The 18,982-nt window shown below is 37.8% G+C and carries 19 protein-coding genes; 4 read left to right on the top strand and 15 right to left on the bottom strand.

What is annotated here, in order from left to right; genetic code table 11:
* Positions 1-99: 99 nt before the first annotated feature.
* From MKY13_RS02290 to MKY13_RS02275, 4 genes are all read right to left on the bottom strand, one after another.
* Positions 100-1,050 carry an L-threonine 3-dehydrogenase gene (locus MKY13_RS02290; protein ID WP_191700732.1) on the bottom strand — a complete coding sequence of 317 codons (951 nt, stop codon included), beginning with the start codon at positions 1,048-1,050 and terminating at the stop codon, positions 100-102.
* Between the two features lie 269 nt (positions 1,051-1,319).
* Entirely contained in the window at positions 1,320-1,640 is a 321-nt protein-coding gene (locus tag MKY13_RS02285; protein WP_191700731.1) for a YolD-like family protein, read from the bottom strand.
* A gap of 13 nt (positions 1,641-1,653) precedes the next feature.
* Positions 1,654-2,907 (bottom strand): UV damage repair protein UvrX, encoded by a 1,254-nt coding sequence (locus MKY13_RS02280; protein ID WP_339215045.1) that lies wholly within the window; start codon positions 2,905-2,907, stop codon positions 1,654-1,656.
* Positions 2,908-3,330: 423 nt separating this feature from the next.
* A complete protein-coding gene (locus MKY13_RS02275; protein WP_339215043.1) occupies positions 3,331-4,122 on the bottom strand; it encodes a carbon-nitrogen family hydrolase in 792 nt (263 codons plus the stop codon).
* Between the two features lie 156 nt (positions 4,123-4,278).
* On the opposite strand from MKY13_RS02275, the gene MKY13_RS02270 reads away from it, so the two are divergent.
* Positions 4,279-5,460 (top strand): pyridoxal phosphate-dependent aminotransferase, encoded by a 1,182-nt coding sequence (locus MKY13_RS02270; protein ID WP_339215041.1) that lies wholly within the window; start codon positions 4,279-4,281, stop codon positions 5,458-5,460.
* A 237-nt stretch (positions 5,461-5,697) separates the two neighbouring features.
* Here the strand turns inward: MKY13_RS02270 and MKY13_RS02265 are convergent, their stop codons facing one another.
* From MKY13_RS02265 to MKY13_RS02245, 5 genes are all read right to left on the bottom strand, one after another.
* The gene (locus MKY13_RS02265) at positions 5,698-6,888 is read right to left on the bottom strand and encodes a glycine C-acetyltransferase (protein ID WP_191700727.1); all 1,191 of its coding nucleotides are present in this window, start codon (positions 6,886-6,888) and stop codon (positions 5,698-5,700) included.
* A gap of 58 nt (positions 6,889-6,946) precedes the next feature.
* Positions 6,947-7,564 (bottom strand): YitT family protein, encoded by a 618-nt coding sequence (locus tag MKY13_RS02260; protein ID WP_191700726.1) that lies wholly within the window; start codon positions 7,562-7,564, stop codon positions 6,947-6,949.
* Positions 7,565-7,578: 14 nt separating this feature from the next.
* Positions 7,579-8,067, bottom strand: coding sequence for a Cys-tRNA(Pro) deacylase (gene ybaK / locus MKY13_RS02255; RefSeq protein ID WP_191700725.1), 489 nt, complete (start codon positions 8,065-8,067; stop codon positions 7,579-7,581).
* A 251-nt stretch (positions 8,068-8,318) separates the two neighbouring features.
* Positions 8,319-8,789, bottom strand: coding sequence for a hypothetical protein (locus MKY13_RS02250; protein ID WP_339215039.1), 471 nt, complete (start codon positions 8,787-8,789; stop codon positions 8,319-8,321).
* A gap of 263 nt (positions 8,790-9,052) precedes the next feature.
* Positions 9,053-9,685 carry a nitroreductase family protein gene (locus MKY13_RS02245; protein WP_339215037.1) on the bottom strand — a complete coding sequence of 211 codons (633 nt, stop codon included), beginning with the start codon at positions 9,683-9,685 and terminating at the stop codon, positions 9,053-9,055.
* A 195-nt stretch (positions 9,686-9,880) separates the two neighbouring features.
* Here MKY13_RS02245 and MKY13_RS02240 point away from each other — a divergent pair, with 195 nt between their 5' ends.
* Positions 9,881-10,651 (top strand): SDR family NAD(P)-dependent oxidoreductase, encoded by a 771-nt coding sequence (locus tag MKY13_RS02240; RefSeq protein ID WP_191700722.1) that lies wholly within the window; start codon positions 9,881-9,883, stop codon positions 10,649-10,651.
* A 108-nt stretch (positions 10,652-10,759) separates the two neighbouring features.
* On the opposite strand, the gene MKY13_RS02235 is transcribed toward MKY13_RS02240, so the two are convergent.
* A complete protein-coding gene (locus MKY13_RS02235; RefSeq protein ID WP_191700721.1) occupies positions 10,760-11,083 on the bottom strand; it encodes a hypothetical protein in 324 nt (107 codons plus the stop codon).
* Positions 11,084-11,298: 215 nt separating this feature from the next.
* Between MKY13_RS02235 and MKY13_RS02230 the strand changes: the two genes are divergently transcribed.
* Positions 11,299-11,754: a staygreen family protein gene (locus MKY13_RS02230; protein WP_191700720.1), complete on the top strand. Its 456-nt coding sequence runs from the start codon at positions 11,299-11,301 to the stop codon at positions 11,752-11,754.
* A gap of 41 nt (positions 11,755-11,795) precedes the next feature.
* On the opposite strand, the gene MKY13_RS02225 is transcribed toward MKY13_RS02230, so the two are convergent.
* Complete coding sequence (locus tag MKY13_RS02225) at positions 11,796-12,146, bottom strand: YciI family protein (protein WP_191700861.1); 351 nt, start codon at positions 12,144-12,146, stop codon at positions 11,796-11,798.
* Between the two features lie 117 nt (positions 12,147-12,263).
* Positions 12,264-12,863, bottom strand: coding sequence for a TetR/AcrR family transcriptional regulator (locus tag MKY13_RS02220; protein WP_191700719.1), 600 nt, complete (start codon positions 12,861-12,863; stop codon positions 12,264-12,266).
* Positions 12,864-12,990: 127 nt separating this feature from the next.
* On the opposite strand from MKY13_RS02220, the gene MKY13_RS02215 reads away from it, so the two are divergent.
* A complete protein-coding gene (locus MKY13_RS02215; protein ID WP_339215034.1) occupies positions 12,991-14,130 on the top strand; it encodes an ABC transporter permease in 1,140 nt (379 codons plus the stop codon).
* Between the two features lie 327 nt (positions 14,131-14,457).
* On the opposite strand, the gene MKY13_RS02210 is transcribed toward MKY13_RS02215, so the two are convergent.
* The 3 genes from MKY13_RS02210 to MKY13_RS02200 all read right to left on the bottom strand — a co-directional run bounded on the left by MKY13_RS02210 (position 14,458) and on the right by MKY13_RS02200 (position 18,952).
* Positions 14,458-15,732: a glycosyltransferase family 2 protein gene (locus MKY13_RS02210; protein ID WP_191700860.1), complete on the bottom strand. Its 1,275-nt coding sequence runs from the start codon at positions 15,730-15,732 to the stop codon at positions 14,458-14,460.
* Positions 15,733-15,737: 5 nt separating this feature from the next.
* The gene (locus tag MKY13_RS02205) at positions 15,738-17,459 is read right to left on the bottom strand and encodes a polysaccharide deacetylase family protein (protein WP_191700717.1); all 1,722 of its coding nucleotides are present in this window, start codon (positions 17,457-17,459) and stop codon (positions 15,738-15,740) included.
* Positions 17,460-17,815: 356 nt separating this feature from the next.
* Complete coding sequence (locus MKY13_RS02200) at positions 17,816-18,952, bottom strand: hypothetical protein (RefSeq protein WP_339215032.1); 1,137 nt, start codon at positions 18,950-18,952, stop codon at positions 17,816-17,818.
* Positions 18,953-18,982: the final 30 nt, after the last annotated feature.

Raw genomic sequence — 18,982 nt, 5'->3', positions numbered from 1 at the left:
TGAGAAGTGAAGTGAGGGGTTTTTAAAAAAACAAGAAACTCATCTACAATAAAAAGCGAGTGAAACTGCTTTTCAACAATTTCACTCGCCAACATTATTTTAAATTGCGTTTTGTGCTAATCGTACTTTTAGTTTTTCCAGCATATCGACCGTCATTTTTTCCAAATCGTAGCTTGCTTTAAAGCCCCATTCTTCAATAGCAGCTGATGAATCAATAGCATTTGGCCAGCTGTCTGCAATTGCCTGACGTATCGGATCTACATCATAATCCATTGTGAAGCTTGGAATATGCTTTTGAATTTCCGCTGCAATTTGCGACGGCTCGAAGCTCATCGCTGATATATTAAACGCATTACGGTGTATAAGCTTTGCCGGGTCTGCTTCCATTAAATCAACAATTGCCTGCAGTGCATCCGGCATATACATCATATCCATAAAAGTACCTTCTGCAATATAAGATGTGTAGCGACCTTCCGCAATCGCCTTATAATAAATATCTACCGCATAATCCGTCGTTCCCCCACCTGGTGGCGTTACATAAGAAATTAATCCTGGGAATCGGACTCCGCGCGTATCCAGTCTATAGCGTGTATAGTAATAATCACATAATAATTCGCCCGCTACCTTGTTTACTCCGTACATTGTAGTTGGACGCTGTAATGTATCTTGTGGTGTATTGTCCTTTGGCGTAGAAGGACCGAATGCGCCAATTGAGCTTGGCGTGAAAAACTGCATATCGAGCTCACGTGCTACTTCAAGTGCATTCATTAAACCGCCCATATTTAAATTCCATGCGAAAACTGGATTTTTTTCTGCTGTTGCTGATAGTAGTGCAGCCATATGAATCATCGTATCTGCGCCAAAATCATGTGCGAGCGCATGCATGCGTTTCCCATCTGTTACATCCAATACTTCAAATGGACCTTCATGCTGATCAATTTTTCGAATATCTGTTGCCAATACATTGTCAACGCCATACGTATGACGTAATTTTTCTACTAATTCCGAACCAATTTGACCTAAAGCACCGGTCACCATAATTTTTTTCACGATGAAGCCTCCCTATCCTTTAAAAGATGAATCCACCCCTAAATATTGCTGAACTCTATCTATTATTTCTTATTCATTAAAACAATTGTCTTTGTGGAAAGTACAATAATCCACAGCGAAAACTTGATGTTCAAAGATTTCCATGAAATTGATTATAGGGTGTTCTTTTGTAAAAAACAATATTTTTTGAATATTCTTTTTCAGCGATACATTTGTACGTGTACAAAATCCGAATGGCGAATGCCCGCTAGATAGATATAGTGGGAATTTTATTCATCCAATATGGCTTCATAAATATTGTGAAATAGAATTTTTTGGTTGTCTGTTAGCTTCACATATTGTTCGTGTACATTTACTTTTTGAATAATACCTGTAATTGTGTAAATGCCTGTTTGCTCCCATACCTTCAATTGGATGGGGCTAGCTTCTGAATAGGCTCTCTGTAAATTTATATTAATTTGCTCCAACTGAGCTTCATCCAATTCAGGCTGCATCACCAGCGAGTCCTCTTCCTGCCATTCACGCAATAACTTTACATGCTCGGGTAACATCATCGCGGTCCATTTAATCACACCTCTATCTTTGTTCATCGCGTTCACTCCCTTATTGTTTATGTCCGCCTACTAATGTCGACCGTGCAAGTGCTGTACCCGCTTCTGTATAGGAAACTGCACGTAATAAGGCAGTCGTTCCGTATTTTGTACGTAAACGGTCCATTGTTTCCCCGAGCTTACGGTTGCGCCACCTCTTCTCATCAAATAAGCTGAGCTGCATTGAATATTCACTTTCGATATTACTTAATGTAATCGTAATTTTGCGTGCTGGGCGTTCTGCATAAAATTCGTCGAGTAATTGTTTGCATACTTCAAAAATCTTCAATGTATCATTTGTCGGCTCATCAATTGTGCGCGAACGATGGAATCCACCTCCGAAAGCATCTTTACTATAGCTAAGTCCCAATGATATCGTTCGTCCGGTTTTCTTTGCTTCCCTTGCATGCCTTGCTACGTCTTCGCACATTTCAAGCAGTACGACTAAAATTTCCTTTCGGCTGCGGTAATCACGCATGAGCATTTGCCCTTTTCCGAAGCTGATTTGCCCCTGCATGATTGGTGCACCAACAGTCGAGTGATCGATTCCCCATGCATGATAATAGAGCTGATTACCCAACACTCCAAAGCGTTTTTCCAGTAGGGATAAATCGGTATGCGCTAAATCATAAACAGAGTAAATACCCATATGATTCAGCGTTTTTTCTGTACGACCACCAATTCCCCACATTGTGGATAGCGGCATTATCGGCCATAATTTTTCCGCTACATCATTATATGTCCATTTCGCAAATCCCGTTTTCTTTGCTTCAATATCCAGCGCCAGCTTTGCCATAAGCATATTTGGTCCAAAACCGACTGCACATGGAATGTCAAATTGGTTGTAAATAAGTTGTTGAATATACTGCGCTGTTTCTTCAGGAGTTCCCCATAACTTTTCTGTGCCGGTCAAATCGATAAAGCTTTCATCAACGCTATATACATGAATGGCCTCTTTTGGAACGAAATTATTGAACAAACGTGTAATTTCCATCGACATACGAATAAAGAGTGACATTCGTGGCTCAAATAGGCGAATATCCGGATGTGGCGGGATTTCAAACAAACGTGATCCGGTGCGAATATTAAAACGCTTTTTCATTGGTGGCGATGCAGCAAGTACAACGCTTCCCTTTTGCTGAAAATTCCCGACAATGGCAATTGGCACTTCCATTACATTTAAGTTTTCTAACGATGCGATACAGCTCGCATAAAAGCTGCGCATATCAATACATATAATCGAGCGTTCTGGTGCATTTTCATACATGAAGCTCATCTCCTTAAAGAGAACATTTGTTCTTATATTAAAATGAGACATGTGAGATGGCAAGTGGTAAGTAATGGGGAACTTTGCACAAAGGATTATTTTTTCGTCAGATATTTTATGTTATTCACCTAATTTGTGCTCTTTTTAGACAATCTATTGGATATTATAGTCTTTTTAAGGGCGGGGAAATTTTATTCGCCTCTTCTTTATTCTTATTCGTCAACTGTAGTGACTTAATCGTCAACTTCAAAAACTTAATCGTCAATCGGTTTTACATATTCGTCACTTAAGCACGGATAATCGTCACTTTCACTTTTATAGACAGCTTGATTTTTTATTCGCCACTTAATACAACTTAATCTCCACTCTCTATTTTGAAATATAAAAAAGCGTACCCATATCTACCAGGTACGCTTCAAAAATTTATTCTTTTATCACTTTCTCATAAAGACCCGGACGGCGATCCTCGTAAACCGGGATTCGTCCGCGCACTTCCTCGACATTCGAAAAATCAACATCAATAATCGCCAGCTCCTCATCTTCTGCACCTGTCCAAAGAACCTCTCCCCATGGACCGATAATCATCGATTGCCCGTTGAAATTTTCCACTTTGCGTGCAATGCGATTTACCGCCACGACGAAGCACTGATTTTCAATGGCACGGGCCTGCAATAAAATTTTCCAATGATCGATACGTGGCGTTGGCCATTGTGCGGGGACAAATAATACCTTTGCACCATCCAATGCATGAGTGCGTAACCATTCCGGGAAACGAATATCATAACAAATGACACCACCAGCTTCCAGCTCCCCTAATGCAAAGCGGTTCATCTCATTACCTGACTCCAAATACAAATGCTCATCCATTAAACGGAATAAATGTACTTTACTATACTCGCCGACCAATTCCCCATCACGATTATATGTGTACATTGTATTATAAAACTTGTCGTCACGTTTTACCGATACGGAACCACCGACAATATGTATCGCCAATTCCTTTGCTAGCCCGCTTAAAAATACTTTTGTACGCTCTCCGTTAACATCAGAAAGCTCATCTAATTTTTCAAGTGCATAACCAGTATTCCACATTTCCGGTAATACGATGATTTCTGCACCACCTGCTGCCGCTTCACGAATGAACTTTTCCGCACGCTCATAGTTTTCATCTACTTTTCCAAAACCTACATTTAATTGAATACAGCCGATTTTCATAAATAGACACCGCCTTTAAATAATTTTCCTACAATATCGTTTTCACATACTTGCCTTCTATTGTAACATTCTACTTTGAGTTATCAAAATCTTCGCTTTACTTAAACCTAGAAAAGTACTAAGATTAATTTTAATATTTTTAAAGGGTGATGAATAATGGAATTCTCAAAAAAACTACAGCAGCTTCCTCCACAATTTTTTGCAGCGCTTGTGAATAAGGTGAATGCAGCAATGGCAGAAGGTCGCGATGTCATTAATTTAGGTCAAGGAAATCCAGATCAGCCAACACCGGCACATATTGTTGAAGCATTGCAGATGGCGGCAACTGATCCGCAAACACATAAATATTCCCCGTTTCGCGGCATTGCGGAATTAAAACAGGCAGCAGCCGACTTTTATAAACGTGAATATAATGTGGATATTGATCCGCATACAGAGGTTGCGATACTTGGTGGGACAAAGGTAGGTTTAGTCGAACTTCCGCTTGCGCTATTAAACCCTGGAGACTATATGCTTCTTCCAGACCCAGGTTATCCTGATTATTTGTCGGGAGTAGCACTTGCAGATGTTAAATTCGATACAATGCCACTAAAAACAGAACATCAGTTTTTGCCGGACTATAGTGCCCTGGCAGATGAAGTAAAGCAGCGCGCCAAGCTTATGTATTTAAATTATCCGAACAACCCTACTGGCGGTATCGCCACAAAAGAATTTTTCGAGCAAACCGTTCAGATGGCGAAGGAAAACCGTATCGCTGTTGCACATGACTTTGCATATGGTGCCATTGGTTTTGATGGAGAGCGTCCGCCAAGCTTTTTGCAGGCTCCTGGTGCGAAGGAGGTTGGCATTGAGCTTTATACTTTGTCGAAGTCCTATAATATGGCGGGGTGGCGTATTGGATTTGCTGTAGGAAATGCGCAAATAGTAGAAGCAATTAATATTATTCAAGACCATCTCTTTTGCAGTCAGTTCCCTGCAATTCAGCATGCCGCAGCCCTGGCACTGAATGAAGAACAAACTTGCGTGGAAGAACTGCGGGATTTATATGAACGACGACGAAATGTCCTTTTGGAAGAAACTCAAAAAATCGGCTGGCATATTACTGCACCTAAAGGCTCGTTTTTTGCCTGGCTTCCAGTCCCTGCACCGTATACGAGCGAGCAATTTGCCGACCTTTTACTGGAAAAAGCAGATATTGCTGTTGCTGCGGGAAATGGATTTGGTGAGTATGGTGAAGGTTATATTCGTGTCGGGCTACTCGTGGATGAAGAGCGGTTGCGCGAAGCCATCCAACGTATTGCGAAGCTTGAGCTCTTTACAGAAATGCTGTCAAAATAACCAAGCTTGGTCATTTAAAAATGTCAAAATTGAATTACAAAGAAGAAGCGGGAAATTTATTCGCCAAATGAAAATTGTATTATCCACTTAATTAACGATAATCGCCATTTAGATAAGCTTATTCGCCAACTTCACTCGGATAATCGCCACCCCTTACTTAATAGACACTTTCTTCTGGGTATTCGCCATTTCCACAAAAAGCCCGGCACTATGTGTAAATAGTGCCGGGCTTTTATTTTACTTAATCACTTCTAACTCACGGCCAACTTTCTCGTAAATCGCCAATGCTTCATCCAGCATTTCTTTCGTATGTGCTGCTGTTGGCATATTGCGTACACGACCTGTTCCTTTTTGGACTGTTGGGAACACGATTGCTTTTGCGTAAACGCCTTCCTCAAGCAAACGCTTTGAAAACTGCTGCGTCAGCTTTTCTTCACCAATAATACATGGTGTAATCGGTGTTTCGGATTCTCCAATATTAAAGCCTAGTTTTGCTAAGCCGTCTTTTAAATATTGACCGTTTTCCCAAAGCTTGTCATGCAGCTCTGTAGATTCCATAATCATTTCCACTGCGCGTGTAATTGCAGCTACATCCCCTGGTGGTAAAGCGGTAGAGAATAAAAATGGACGAGAACGGACCTTTAGCCAATCAATCAAGTTTTTCTTCCCTGCTACATAACCGCCAACAACACCAATTGCCTTTGATAATGTACCGATTTGGAAGTCAATTTCGTTTTGCAGACCGAAATGCTTCACTGTTCCTGCACCTTTACCTGTAACGCCTGAACCGTGTGCATCATCTACATACGTAATTAGGTCAAACTCTTTTGCGATTTCTACGATTTCAGGAAGCTTTGCAATATCGCCATCCATCGAGAATACACCATCTGTAATGACCATTACTTTATTGTAAAGACCTGATTCCTTTGCATCTTTTGCCTTTGCGCGTAAATCATCCATATCTGCATGGGCAAACGGAATAATTTTTGCCTTTGATAAACGGCAGCCATCAATTATCGAAGCATGGTTTAATGCATCCGATAAAATCGCATCATTTTTATCCATTACAGCGGAAATTGCCGCCATATTACAATTGAAGCCTGATTGATAGCTAATTGCTGCTTCTGTACCTTTAAATTTCGCTAATGTTTCTTCAAGTTTTACGTGTAAATCAAGTGTGCCATTAATTGTACGAACAGCACCAGCACCGACACCGTAAGTAGCTATTGTATCTTGTGCAATCTTCTTCAGCTCATCATTTGTTGCCAAGCCTAAATAGTTGTTTGATGATAAGTTAATCAACTGTTTGCCTGCTACTTGAATAATCGGGCCGTTTGCACCTTCTACCGGATCGATTTCATTGTATAAACCTTGTGCTTGTAATGCCAATAAATTTTCATCTAAAAAGGTATTTAATACGTTTGACATGCGCGTTCATCCTTTCGATTTCTATCTCCACTTTATTTTAGCATATAGGGAAATTTTTTTATGTAAGTGGCTCTCCTATTATTTCCTCAAGCTTTCTTCTAAAGAAAAAGAGCGATGGCTGAATGACATAGCCGGTGCCGAGCGCTAAAATAACCGTCCCTACACCAACAGGTCCACCAAGTAACCAGCCTGCACTTGTTGCAAATACTTCCATAATCATACGTCCTGTTTTGACAGAATAGCCTTTACTCGCAATGATCATCATAATCGTATCACGAGGCCCTTCACCTAAATTTGGTGCAATATAAAGTGCACAACCAATACTCATGATAAAAAATCCTGCCGTAAAATAGGCGAACTCAAACAAAAATATATTTGCCACAGGTAATAGCCAGTTGAAAAAATCAATAAACGAACCAATCAACAGCATATTTAAAATTGTCGCCCGCTTCGGAATCCGCTTTAAATAAAGAGATGTCGCGATAATAATAAAAAGCCCTGTCAAAATAGACCACGAACCAATCGTTAGTCCAACCTGCTTATACATGCCTATATGAAAAACATCCCATGGACCTGTCCCGATCACATTACCTTTAATCGTCATCGTTATACCCAGAGCCATAATAATTTGCCCTATAAAAAAACTTCCCCATTGCCATTTAAATTTCTTCGACACAACAATCCTTCTTTCTATTTCACGGCAATCACTGCATAATGACCGTTTGTTGCCTTTACTAAATCTGTCGGTGCAAGCTTAATTTGCATCCCTATTTTGCCTGCACTCACAATGATATAATCAAGTGCTGCAGCGGCTTGGTCGATAAATGTTGGAAACGGCTTTTTCATACCAATTGGCGAACAGCCTCCGCGCACATATCCTGTTAAGCCAAGCAACTCTTTCACTGGAATCATTTCAACTTTCTTTTCCCCTACTACTTTTGCAGCTGCTTTTAAATTGAGTTCAGCGTCGACTGGGATGACGAAAACGAAGTATTTCCCCTTACCGGCAGTGGCAATTAATGTTTTATATACCATTTCCACAGGCTGACCAATTTTACTTGCCACAGTGATGCCATCAACCGCTCCCCCATTTTCTGTTGTATATTCAAAAATCTCGTGTGCAATTTTTTGCTGCTCAATTAAACGAATTGCATTTGTTTTGGCCTGTTTCTTCGCCAACGAAAACACTCCTTTTTATCTTATACATCTCGGCATAATTGCGTCTGGATCCGGCTTTAAAATCGCCGGATGCTGCCCGGTCAGCAGTTATTTATTTTTAGGCGGCTTAACTTCTTTTTATGAGAGCATTTAAACATAATAAAAAAGAAGCAAACTTTGAAAATAGTATATCATTGAATGCACTATTAAGGGGCTTTCACAAATTAAAAATAAAAACCCCCTCTAGTAGTTCCACTAAAGAGAGCTTGTTGTTATGCAATTTGGGAGAAAATCGGTTCATCTATTGAACGATAACCGTTATTTACCATCGCAATATGCGAATTATACTTTTGTGTAGCGGTATTGAATGAACGCTGAAATAACAGCTTATCCAGGTCATTTAACGTTTGCTCGTCTGGATTACGTGCCAAATCCTTTTGGAATTTCTTAGGCATAACAAAAGATACATCTACGTTCTCCAAAGGATTGAATTCCTTAGGTTGATTTTTGCTTTCCCCGACTGGTAGGTGCGAACTTGTGCGTGCTGCTACATCCGTGTCGTGCAATTCTTTTTCCGTTTTACCAGAAAGTAAATGTTCAAGTGCTTCAAGCAGTGGATTTTTACTTGTATCTGTATATTTTGCATGCTTCTTATAAATTTCACTTGCCTCTTTGCGCTGTAGTGATCGTTTTCTATCTTCTAATGCGAGGTTGGATCCTTGGACAATGCTAGAAATTTTCACCTGTTTTCACCTCTCTTGTAGTTTCCCGAATAAAATTTATTTAAATATACCAATATAGTTAAGAAATAAATAGAGAATATTCACACAATATCCACATTCAGAACTTTCATACTAAAGCCCACCTCTTCCATTTACCTATAAATTGATATTTATATAAAAGTACCCAATACCTAGAGGAAAAAACATTCCCTAGCATTATCCCTATCCTTTTTAATAAAATAAGAATGTGTTAAAAGTCAATTCGGCTTTTAACACATTCTTATTTAGTAACCGTTGAAATTCACAAATTCTCCAACAGGTTTACGATATCCGCGGGCGCGTACTTTATCTACACTTTTTCCAATCGTAATCATCATGATCGGCTCCAAATGATTTGGAATATTGAATACTTTCCTTAATTCATCCACATTATGTACATGCATTGGACATGTATCAAAGCCATAATGTTTTGCGCTTAGCATAAATAACATGGCGTGAAGACCCGCATTTAATGACAATTCCAAATCCAGTGCACCTTGTTTCCCCTTTAAACCATCACTATAGTTTTTGATGGTACTAATTGTTGTTTCATAGTCCACTTCATCCATCATTTTCAGCATTTTTAATGGGCTATAAATTTTCTCAACATCCGGTCTTTCAATACTATTTTTATTGCCCATTACAATGACAACGCCGCTTGCTGTATGAATTTTATATTGGTTGTAGCTTAGCTCCCTAACCTTCTCTTTCTTCTCCTTATCCGTAATGACTAAGTAATTTGTAAATTGTAAATTATACGCACTCGGTGCTGTTTTAGTAAGTTCAAATATTTTTCTAAAGTCTTCTTCAGTCATCTGTTCATTTTCAAGAAAATTCATTGCGGAGTGGCGAGATTTTACTAATTCTTCAAAGTTCATATTTTTTACCTCTTCCCGTGAAATTTTATCTCTAATTAAAATATCTTTATTTCGAGATAAATTTACCACACTTTGAATTTAACTGTCAATAATTACATTTATAAATATTGCACCTAAATTTTTAAGGTCTACATTTTGTAAAAGCGGTTAAACTATTTGGCAGGCTATTTTTACTTCAAATTAAGGAGATGGAAAATGAGTTTGGATAATAAAGTAGTGATCGTAACAGGGGCAGCAGGCGGTATCGGGAAAGAGGTTGTAAGAAAATTAATTGGGCTACAGGCAAAAGTTGTGTTAGTTGATTTAAATGAAGATGCAATCAAAGCAGTTCAAACAGAGCTTTCTCTTACTGTAGATAACAGCTTAATCGTAAAAGCCGATGTATCCAAAGAGGACGATGTGAAGAACTATGTGGACCAAACTATTTCGAAATTTGGACGCATCGATGGTTTTGTAAATAATGCAGGTGTAGAGGGTCCAGCAAAGCCTCTTGAGGACATTACAGAAAAAGAGTTTGATTTCGTTTATAGCATTAATGTAAAGGGTGTTCTTTTCGGTTTAAAATATGTATTGCCCGTAATGAAAGGGCAAAAATACGGTTCTATAGTAAATACATCATCTGTAGCAGGCTTAATTGGTTCCCCAAGTATGGCACTATACAATTCCTCTAAACATGCCGTAATGGGGCTTAATAAGGTGGCGGCTCTAGAGGCAGCGGCATTCAATGTTCGTGTAAATACCGTGAATCCGGGTGTCATCAATACACAAATGATGCGTAAAATCGAAGCAAATGTTGCCCCAGGCGCAGCGGAGGCCGCTCAAGCTGCATACAATGATGCCGTACCGATGAAGCGCTACGGTGAGCCAGAAGAGGTAGCAAATGTCATTGTCTTTTTGCTTTCCGATGAGGCTTCTTATGTAAGTTCTTCTTCATTTACAATAGACGGTGCTTTATACAATATTTAACTTTAACTAAAGGAAACCGAAACTCAAAAGAGCTTATCTTTTGGGTTTTTTTACATATTAAAAAAAGCGTATCAATAAGGATCTATTGATATGCTAAATTGGATTTATTTAAAATCTGAAAAGGTTAAGCATTGCACCAACCTGCCTCATCGTATTTACTCCATTTGTAATAGTTCCAACGTGACCCATCATTGTATTTAAATTATCTGTTAGCCCTCCAAATCGTGAGCCAGGTGCCTGGGAATTAGGATTAAACTGTTGCTGGCCTTGCCTTGGATCAATTGGATACGGAGAGTAAAAGGAATCCCTAGGTCTTGCAAATTCATTTGGTCCAGGGTAACCCATACGTTGTCTACCCATTTGAGGAGGGCCGAATTGTTGGCCAGCTGGTGGTGGATATCCCATTCTAGGGTCCTGTCTAAAAAATACCACATTATTCACCTCCCTACTATTACGAACTCTAATCTAATATATGTTCGTGATTTTTTGTAACTTAGACATTAATACTTTATTTTTTTACAATAACGTATCCCGAGGGCAATATTATGTAAGTGCTTTTGTTATCCCCTCTTACTTAAAGTGCAGTGCTTCGTCACCATAAACAATTAGGTCGCATATTGATAAAAAAAGATGATGGGAGTAGTGACATGAGTAAATTTGAACCTGAAAGGCTTACTGTTGAATATAGAAATGGTGTAACAGCTCAAGAGCCAATTATTCCAAGGCATCACACATTAACGCACTCCGATTTTACGGGACAATTATTTTTGACCATTGGGACACAGTTTGCCTGGGACAAAGTTAATAAGGAGTTGAGAGATGAAGTATTAGGACAGTGGATAATGAATGGTAATTCCCTAATCTACAATGTATATATTTATATAGATCAAAAAGAGCATGATGTAGAAGCAGCAATACGCCGAAACGGCATTTTCAGGCGGGAATTACCGCTTGCATTGACAGCAATCCGTTATGGGGATCGATTTTTATTCGGCATATACCCAGTGTTGGATTATGCAGTAATAATGGTAAACTTTATATCCTCTTATCCACCACTATATAAACAGGAGTATTGGGGAACTTTTAGTAACTTTTCGAGCTAAATATTTGGTTATACCTTGAAACCAAAACTTCCCCCTTTCTCCTAAAATACTTGACGCAATTCAATCTGCCCTTCTCCATGTCCTTGCGGGTCGGGCATCCGCATTGCCCACTCGATCGCTTCTTCCTTCGACTTCACCTCAATCAATATAAACCCAGCAACCAGTTCATTCGTTTCAGTAAAAGGACCTTCCATAACAACCGGCATTTCCCCTGGAACGGGAAATGAAATGCGCAGACCATTTGAACTCGGATGAAGTCCTTTCGCCATTACTCTTACACCCGCCTGCACTAATTCCTCGTTGTACTTGTCCATCGCTTCCATAAGCTCTGAGCTCGGAAGATTCCCTTTTTCCGAATTACTTGAAGCTTTTACAATTAACATAAATAGTATAAAAATCCACCCCTCTCTCTATTATTTGTAAAATTATAACAAAATTAAATCTAATTTTATACTTAAAATAAGTGTAGTTGGTTTAGAATTCTTTACCTGATTGTTTTTTAGTCAATGTCACACTTTTTTAGTATTTGTCTGTTGAATAAAGGAAATAATATTAATATATAATGTCGTCATTTCTTGAGGTGTTTTATCTAAATCATTTTGAACCCATTGTTCGATTAATCCTAAAAAGGCAGATGTGATAAACGATAAAAAATATTCCATTGGGACCTCTAACGTAGCTTTGAAACTTTCGTTTTTCTCTAAATTGAGACGTACCTTTTCTGAAAATGCCGCCCTGAATCGAAGGTGAAAACCCGCTCTACCATGATCACTTAGAAAAATTTTAAGTAAAGGGGATTGTATTTTAATAGCACTGAATAAAGTAGCCGCTAATTGCTCCTGCTCTTTTTCAAACGTATGTGTAGATGAATAGTTCGATTGCAATTCATCAATACGATTACCTAGATCCGCAAATAACTGCTGTTCTATTTGATCCAATAAATCAAATTTATCTATAAAGTGTAAATAAAATGTTCCGCGATTAATTTGTGCTTGTTTTGCAATATCGCCTACGGTAATAGATTCAAAAGTTTTATTCTCTAAAATTTTTATAAATGACGTTTGAATAAGCTCTTTTGTTTTTCGATTTTTTTCTTTATAGATACTCAAAAAAACACCCCTCCATACAAAATTGAACAATCTGTTCATTTTGTTGATTGCTTTGCACTTTTCTCGATTATAAAATAAACAGGTACCACTAAACAACATGTTCAAAATTGAGAAAGGAAGATTTCCATTGAAATTATTTAAAGAAAAATTAGCCTGGGCCGCTCCCATTGCCGTTATATTAATAATTGCTCTATTTTCGGTAAACTTATTCGCACAAGGAGATCCACAAGTAAAAAATCTGCCGGTTGCACTAATTGTAAATGATGAAGGTGAACATGTAGAGTCTGTGAAAGCAGCTGTAGCGCAAATGAGTCAAGGTGTTGATGGCGCAGAACCAATGCTTGCTTTTACAGATGAAAAACTGGAGGATATTGAAGCATTATTTAATGAAAAACAATATTATGCAGCATTAGTTATTCCTGAAGGCTATAACGTTGACGTGCAAAATACATTGGCTAATAATAGTGCCGCGACATTGGAAATTTATCTTAACCAAGGCTTTAACATGACAGGTGCCAACGTCGCTAAAACAGCATTAAATGGTTTAATTACACAGTTAAGCAATCAATACTCAGCAAATTTTATAGCACAAATGGGTGACCAGCAAATTGATGCTGAAAAAGCTGCTGTGCTAGTGCATCCGATTGTAGCGAATGAACAGATATTTAACCCAATTACTTCAGCTACAGCTAATGGCAGTGCACCAACTTTATTGGCAGTACCTGCTTGGGTAGGGGCGCTAATTGGTGGTTTCGTATTATTTTTATCCACATCCATCATTTTGAAAAGAGATAATTTAACTCGTAAACAAGTAGTACGATTAATGGGTGAACAAGTATTATTCGGTGTTATTATTGCCCTCTTCTCAGGGTTTACTGTAGCCACATTGGCTTACATCGCTGGTATTAATATGCCTGGCTACTTCCTAGTTGCTTTCTTTGTATCATTTGCAGCATTCTGTTTCTTCTTATTAGTAACTGCAATTACTGCATGGATCGGGAAACCTGCTATTACATTATTCATGGTAGTCATGCTTCTAGGTATGGGTGTACTAATGACACCACAGGAAATGCTTCCAAGCTTCTTTGTAAACTTCATTCGCCCTTGGGTACCGATTCGCTTTGCTTCTGAAGGATTGCGCGAAATCTTCTACTTCGGCAGCGGCTTTTACACAGGTGCTTCCTTCAATACTATTTTAGGAATTGGGATTACAGGTTTGTTAATTTTCATTCTATCTATTTTCAAACCGGTAAAAGCGCAGAAATAAAAACCAAAACCGCTATTTTGCATTTATTGCAAAATAGCGGTTTTTATCTCTACTTATCATTTATCAATTTAAAGGCATGTTGGCTAAAAATTACTGACATAAGAAAAATTCACTTATTAATGATACGATACTAACCAATAAATAAAAGTGCGGATTTCAATTAACTTAATTCTATCTGTAACACTAATGTGTAAATTATAATCGCCAAATTCCAATATGAATATTACTGTAGAATAATGATGTATAAAATACTAGAGGTAACCTATTTATTTAGAGGATAGTTAGGGGAAATGATATAAATTACTCTTTTAGCTCTCCATTTCGTAATTACACTGAATCCCTTTTTTGTTCAGGTTGTATAAAACGCTGTGTTTTATACCATTTGACTTCTTGTTTTAATAACACCCTCTTTGCTTCGAGGAAAACGGCCTGCACTACTAGAAGGATCCATAATTGCGAATAAGTAAAATACATTAATAACACAATAAGAAAGTTTTTGGTGGTAAGCTGTTTCTTCTCCATACTTAAAGCCAAACAAACTTCCGTCACAAAAAGAAGAAATCCGATAATCAGTAATGCATAGGAAACAATTCCAATTGATAACTTCAAATCATGTACCAAATTAACGACAAATATAATGTGAGAAATCATAGCTCCGCCAAAAAAAAGAAAATACGTAAATAAGAAATATGCTATATCGATAACTATTTTTTTATTTTTTAATTTATGAATTTGGAATAGATATTTTAAAATAACATATATGTTTCCTCTGGCCCATCTTGTTCTTTGGCGCCACCATACGCGAATATTTTCTGGTTCCTGTTCCCAAGTAACAGCTTCCGGGAAAAAACGGATATAAAAACCCAGATTATAGACCCTGATGCTTAATTCCGTATCTTCCGATAAAGCTTTTTCATCCCACCCTCCAAGCTCCTCCAAAATGGACCTACGGATCGCAAAGTTCGTTCCAGGAATCGTTGTCATTCTGAACCAAAACCAGCGTCCAGCTTGAGCTAGCCATTGAAACGTTAAAGTTTCGATGTTTATTAGTCGTGTTAATAAATTTTTATTTGCATTTACTACACGAAATTTACCTACCATAGCCCCTGCTTCTTTATCTTTCAATAATCCCAACGCCAAATTACGTATAGCCGCTGGTTCAGGAGTATTGTCGGCATCATATACAACGATAATTTCTCCACTAGAATGTTTGAGCCCTTGATTTAATGCGCCTGATTTCCCTTTTCCTGCATGCGGAGGCTTCGTATGGACGGCGTGGATATAAGAATATTCCTTTGCATACCTGTCAATAATGGCACCAGTTTGGTCACTCGAATTATCGTTAATAATAAACACTTCGAGTTTTTCTTTTGGATAATCGAGCCTAATCATTGATTGAATCGTATCTTCAATGACTATCTCTTCATTATGAGCAGGTATGAGAATACTTACCTTTGGATATTCTTCCAGTGGAATGTTAAATCTCCTCTTAAAGTCTTTATATTTTAGTGAGTGGAAATACCCCCCTAACATTAGGAAGGCATGGTAAAATAGCATAGTCCAAATCAAAAAAATAGAAATATAGATGAATAAATTTGCTATTACGGTCACCCTTCTATCTGTTTATTTCTCATTATTAAGCGGAAGGTAAAAACAATAAACATACAAACTGCAGCACCTCCTATAACAACCATTATCCAAGCTGCAAAACGAACAAATTGGCTTAGATAATAAAGGGGTGCTTCCATAGAAGAAGAGACAATTTTTAAACGGTTAAAATCTTTAATGATTTCACCATTCACAGTATGAATAGAAACATTTTTGCCCTTTACCCATACATCCATTTCTTTTAGATCGATCCAGGAAACATTCGGTAATTTATCTAGCTCATCCAGTAATTCCTTAAACCCTTCTGCCCCTAGATAAGGATGATAAAAGGCAGCTAATATCCCGTCTCGAGATAATCTAATTCTTCCTGTATTATCCATCATTTTTTGAACAGCTTGCTCTACACCTGGCTTAATATATCCCATTGTTTCAGGAAGTAGCTTCATTCCATGCAAAAATGTAGGGGAAGTGATATATGGAGAGGTGTCCATTATTTCCCAATCTTTATCACTGAGCTGTACCTGACCTACATAAGTAGAGAAATACTCAGATAATATTTCGTAACCATATTGGGACATAGTATAATGCGGAGCTTCAAAAGCCAATGGATATAAACCATATTTAGCTAACTCATCGATTCCTTGATTTATTTTTGTTTCTATATACTCTCTTTCATATGCTTTTAAATTATTAATGTAATTCAAATAATCTTCTTTTGAAGAAAAATCCTTTTCTTCTTTTAATGTATATTCCTGATTTTCGGGGAAATATATCGGCGAGTTGTTCTCTACATCCCAAAACTCAAATCCCTCGCCTGTCTCAGAAGCTCTAAATTGATGTGTATATCCATGGAGTACAATACTTCCCCCATCCTTCTGTATCTGTTTTAGAACTTTCAGCAATTCCGGCGAATCAGCAAAGGTACTTCTCTTTCCCGTAATCTGGTTTGTGTAAATCGGTATTACAGCAACCATATAGGGTATATCCTTTTCCTTTAACATGCTAGCTATTTCTTGAAGTGGTTTAGGGTTCACTAAGGGGTGGACATCTTCTAATCGGATATAACCAGGGGATATTTCCTCATGTTCAATTTTGAACACATCGTGGAGAGCTTCAGCAAATAGTGTGGCTTGACTCGAATCAACGGTGTCAAATGCATAATAGTAATTTCCATTTCCCTTTACCATTACCGGATAGTGCACATCCCCTTCCTTCATACGTCCATTAATCAGAATCTCAGAGCCTTCGTAAACTTTAATTTCGACAATATACATTTTAGTAATATCCAATAATTTATCTGAACTCTTCATAGAAATTTGATCGATGGTAACCTCATGTTTTGGATCAATAAACGAAAATTGATTTCCTATCTTTTCTGAGTTATAACCAATTGCTACAATCGTACCTTCATATTCATCAAATAATGTATTAAATTTGACTGGTAGCTGCGTTGAGTATTGACCAAAATAAAATAGATGTGTCGCTGAAGATAAATCGCTTTTCTCTACATCGTCACTGCTTATAAATCGAATATTGGATGTGAAGTGACCGATTAATAAATCTAAATAGCGCTGCTCCTCATTCATTTTTCCGTCCATTGTTGTATATATAACTAGTACTTCCGGCTCTTTAGCCTCCTTGGCAGCTTCCACTGAAACATTTGGTAATATAGTACAGAGAGTGATACAAATAATGAAAATCAATATCTTTTGTCGACCCATAGTCCTTACCTGCATTTACATACTCCTTTACACTGTCCCTTTAACAGTCATTTATCAGTAATGAACAAAATCATTTAAAATTTGGCATCTTCCTTTATAAAATATACTCCTTCTCAAAAAATACACCGATGGGTTTATCAACATGATAAAATTACATTATTCTTGCTTCTATAGAACTATACCGAAAAAGTGAAAATAAATTATAAATGTTTTTAAAGAGAAAAAAAAAGGCTGATAACCACATTCAACGTGGTTTCAACCTTTTATCATTAAGTTATTAAGAGTATATAATGACCGAACAGCGACCGGCCCTATGGAACTATAGTGACAGCATATCTATTTTCTTTTATTTATCATTAGTAATTTTGAAGAAAGTGCTTCTTAATCACTTCTTCTGTTGGTAATCCTAAAGGAGAGAAGCTAATTTCATTGGGATCCTGGCCAAGTGTAATAGCCCACCAATAAATCCCTTCCGCTTTCGGCTTCCAAGTATTGTATGTTGCTTCATAATAATTAACTTGTGCCTTAGGGTCAAAAGTACCATCAGGGAAACTCCATGAGTAAGGGGTACGATATGCACCGTCAATAGGGTGGATTCCAACTTCAGTTACGATAATGGATTGTTGCCACAACACTTCTTCCAACTGATTGATTTGGTTCTTCCATTCTTCCTCCAGCATATTTGTCGTAGCTCCATTTGGTAAATCTAACGGGAAATATGCATCAACCCCAACCTGATCAAGTAATTTAACAAACTCAAGAGAAGGAATTTCTGAAACTGTATCATAGTTAAAGGAATACAATAGCTCTCCCTTGTAAACCCCACGTACACTTTCAATAAGTTCTGTCCATCTATCCTGATATTTATTTTGCATTGAGTTCAGTTCCGTCCCAATATTTAATGATTTTGCATTAGTCGTCTCAGCCAAAGTAGCGTATGTGAGTATTAATGCTTGATAGCTGTCAAACCAAGAATCCGGGTCTGTCGGTTTTATCTGCCCTCTCCACATATTTGAGGATAGAAAAACTTGTTCATCCATGATGGGTCTAATCATGACACTGAGCTCAGACGCATGTGCAAATTCTATGATTTTTCGAAGTTCTTGAATCGTCGGTGTATAAGCCTGACTTACAGTTACCTCATTTGCTTGCGAATCTGATTGATAAAAAGGGAAATTTATTGCCACACTGTTAATCCCCAAGTTTCTTAAACGATTAAATACATTTCTAGTCTCAGCCATATCTGGATGACCATAAATCAGTATATTCATACCAGCCTGAAATTCATCACTACTGTATTTTAATTGCGGTCTCTCTTCATTTCTTTCAGATCCCTTCAACGGTAAATCTTCCATTTCTGAAGTCTCCTTTATAGAAAGTTTTGAATCCTCATCAACTTCTTGCTTCGAAAATCTTTCCTTCCCTAAGAAGATGCCCAATAATAGAAGTAGTGTAACAAATAAAGTCCCGATAATTAGCTTCTTATTTAACATAATTCACACCTCGTAAATACTACGATTAAA

The organism is Solibacillus sp. FSL W8-0372, from assembly GCF_037969735.1.
Classification (GTDB): Bacteria; Bacillota; Bacilli; order Bacillales_A; family Planococcaceae; genus Solibacillus; species Solibacillus faecavium.
The sequence above is the reverse complement of the archived record's forward strand: the minus strand, read 5'-3'. Positions and strand labels throughout refer to the sequence as shown.

Excerpts from the sequence above, each read along its gene's own strand:
- MKY13_RS02280 (WP_339215045.1), bottom strand. The coding sequence starts at position 2,907 with ATGTATGAAAATGCACCAGAACGCTCGATTATATGTATTGATATGCGC.
- MKY13_RS02200 (WP_339215032.1), bottom strand. The coding sequence starts at position 18,952 with ATGTTAAATAAGAAGCTAATTATCGGGACTTTATTTGTTACACTACTT.
- MKY13_RS02285 (WP_191700731.1), bottom strand. The coding sequence starts at position 1,640 with ATGAACAAAGATAGAGGTGTGATTAAATGGACCGCGATGATGTTACCC.
- MKY13_RS02230 (WP_191700720.1), top strand. The coding sequence starts at position 11,299 with ATGAGTAAATTTGAACCTGAAAGGCTTACTGTTGAATATAGAAATGGT.
- MKY13_RS02240 (WP_191700722.1), top strand. The coding sequence starts at position 9,881 with ATGAGTTTGGATAATAAAGTAGTGATCGTAACAGGGGCAGCAGGCGGT.
- MKY13_RS02205 (WP_191700717.1), bottom strand. The coding sequence starts at position 17,459 with ATGGGTCGACAAAAGATATTGATTTTCATTATTTGTATCACTCTCTGT.
- MKY13_RS02265 (WP_191700727.1), bottom strand. The coding sequence starts at position 6,888 with ATGTCAAACGTATTAAATACCTTTTTAGATGAAAATTTATTGGCATTA.
- MKY13_RS02245 (WP_339215037.1), bottom strand. The coding sequence starts at position 9,685 with ATGAACTTTGAAGAATTAGTAAAATCTCGCCACTCCGCAATGAATTTT.
- MKY13_RS02270 (WP_339215041.1), top strand. The coding sequence starts at position 4,279 with ATGGAATTCTCAAAAAAACTACAGCAGCTTCCTCCACAATTTTTTGCA.
- MKY13_RS02275 (WP_339215043.1), bottom strand. The coding sequence starts at position 4,122 with ATGAAAATCGGCTGTATTCAATTAAATGTAGGTTTTGGAAAAGTAGAT.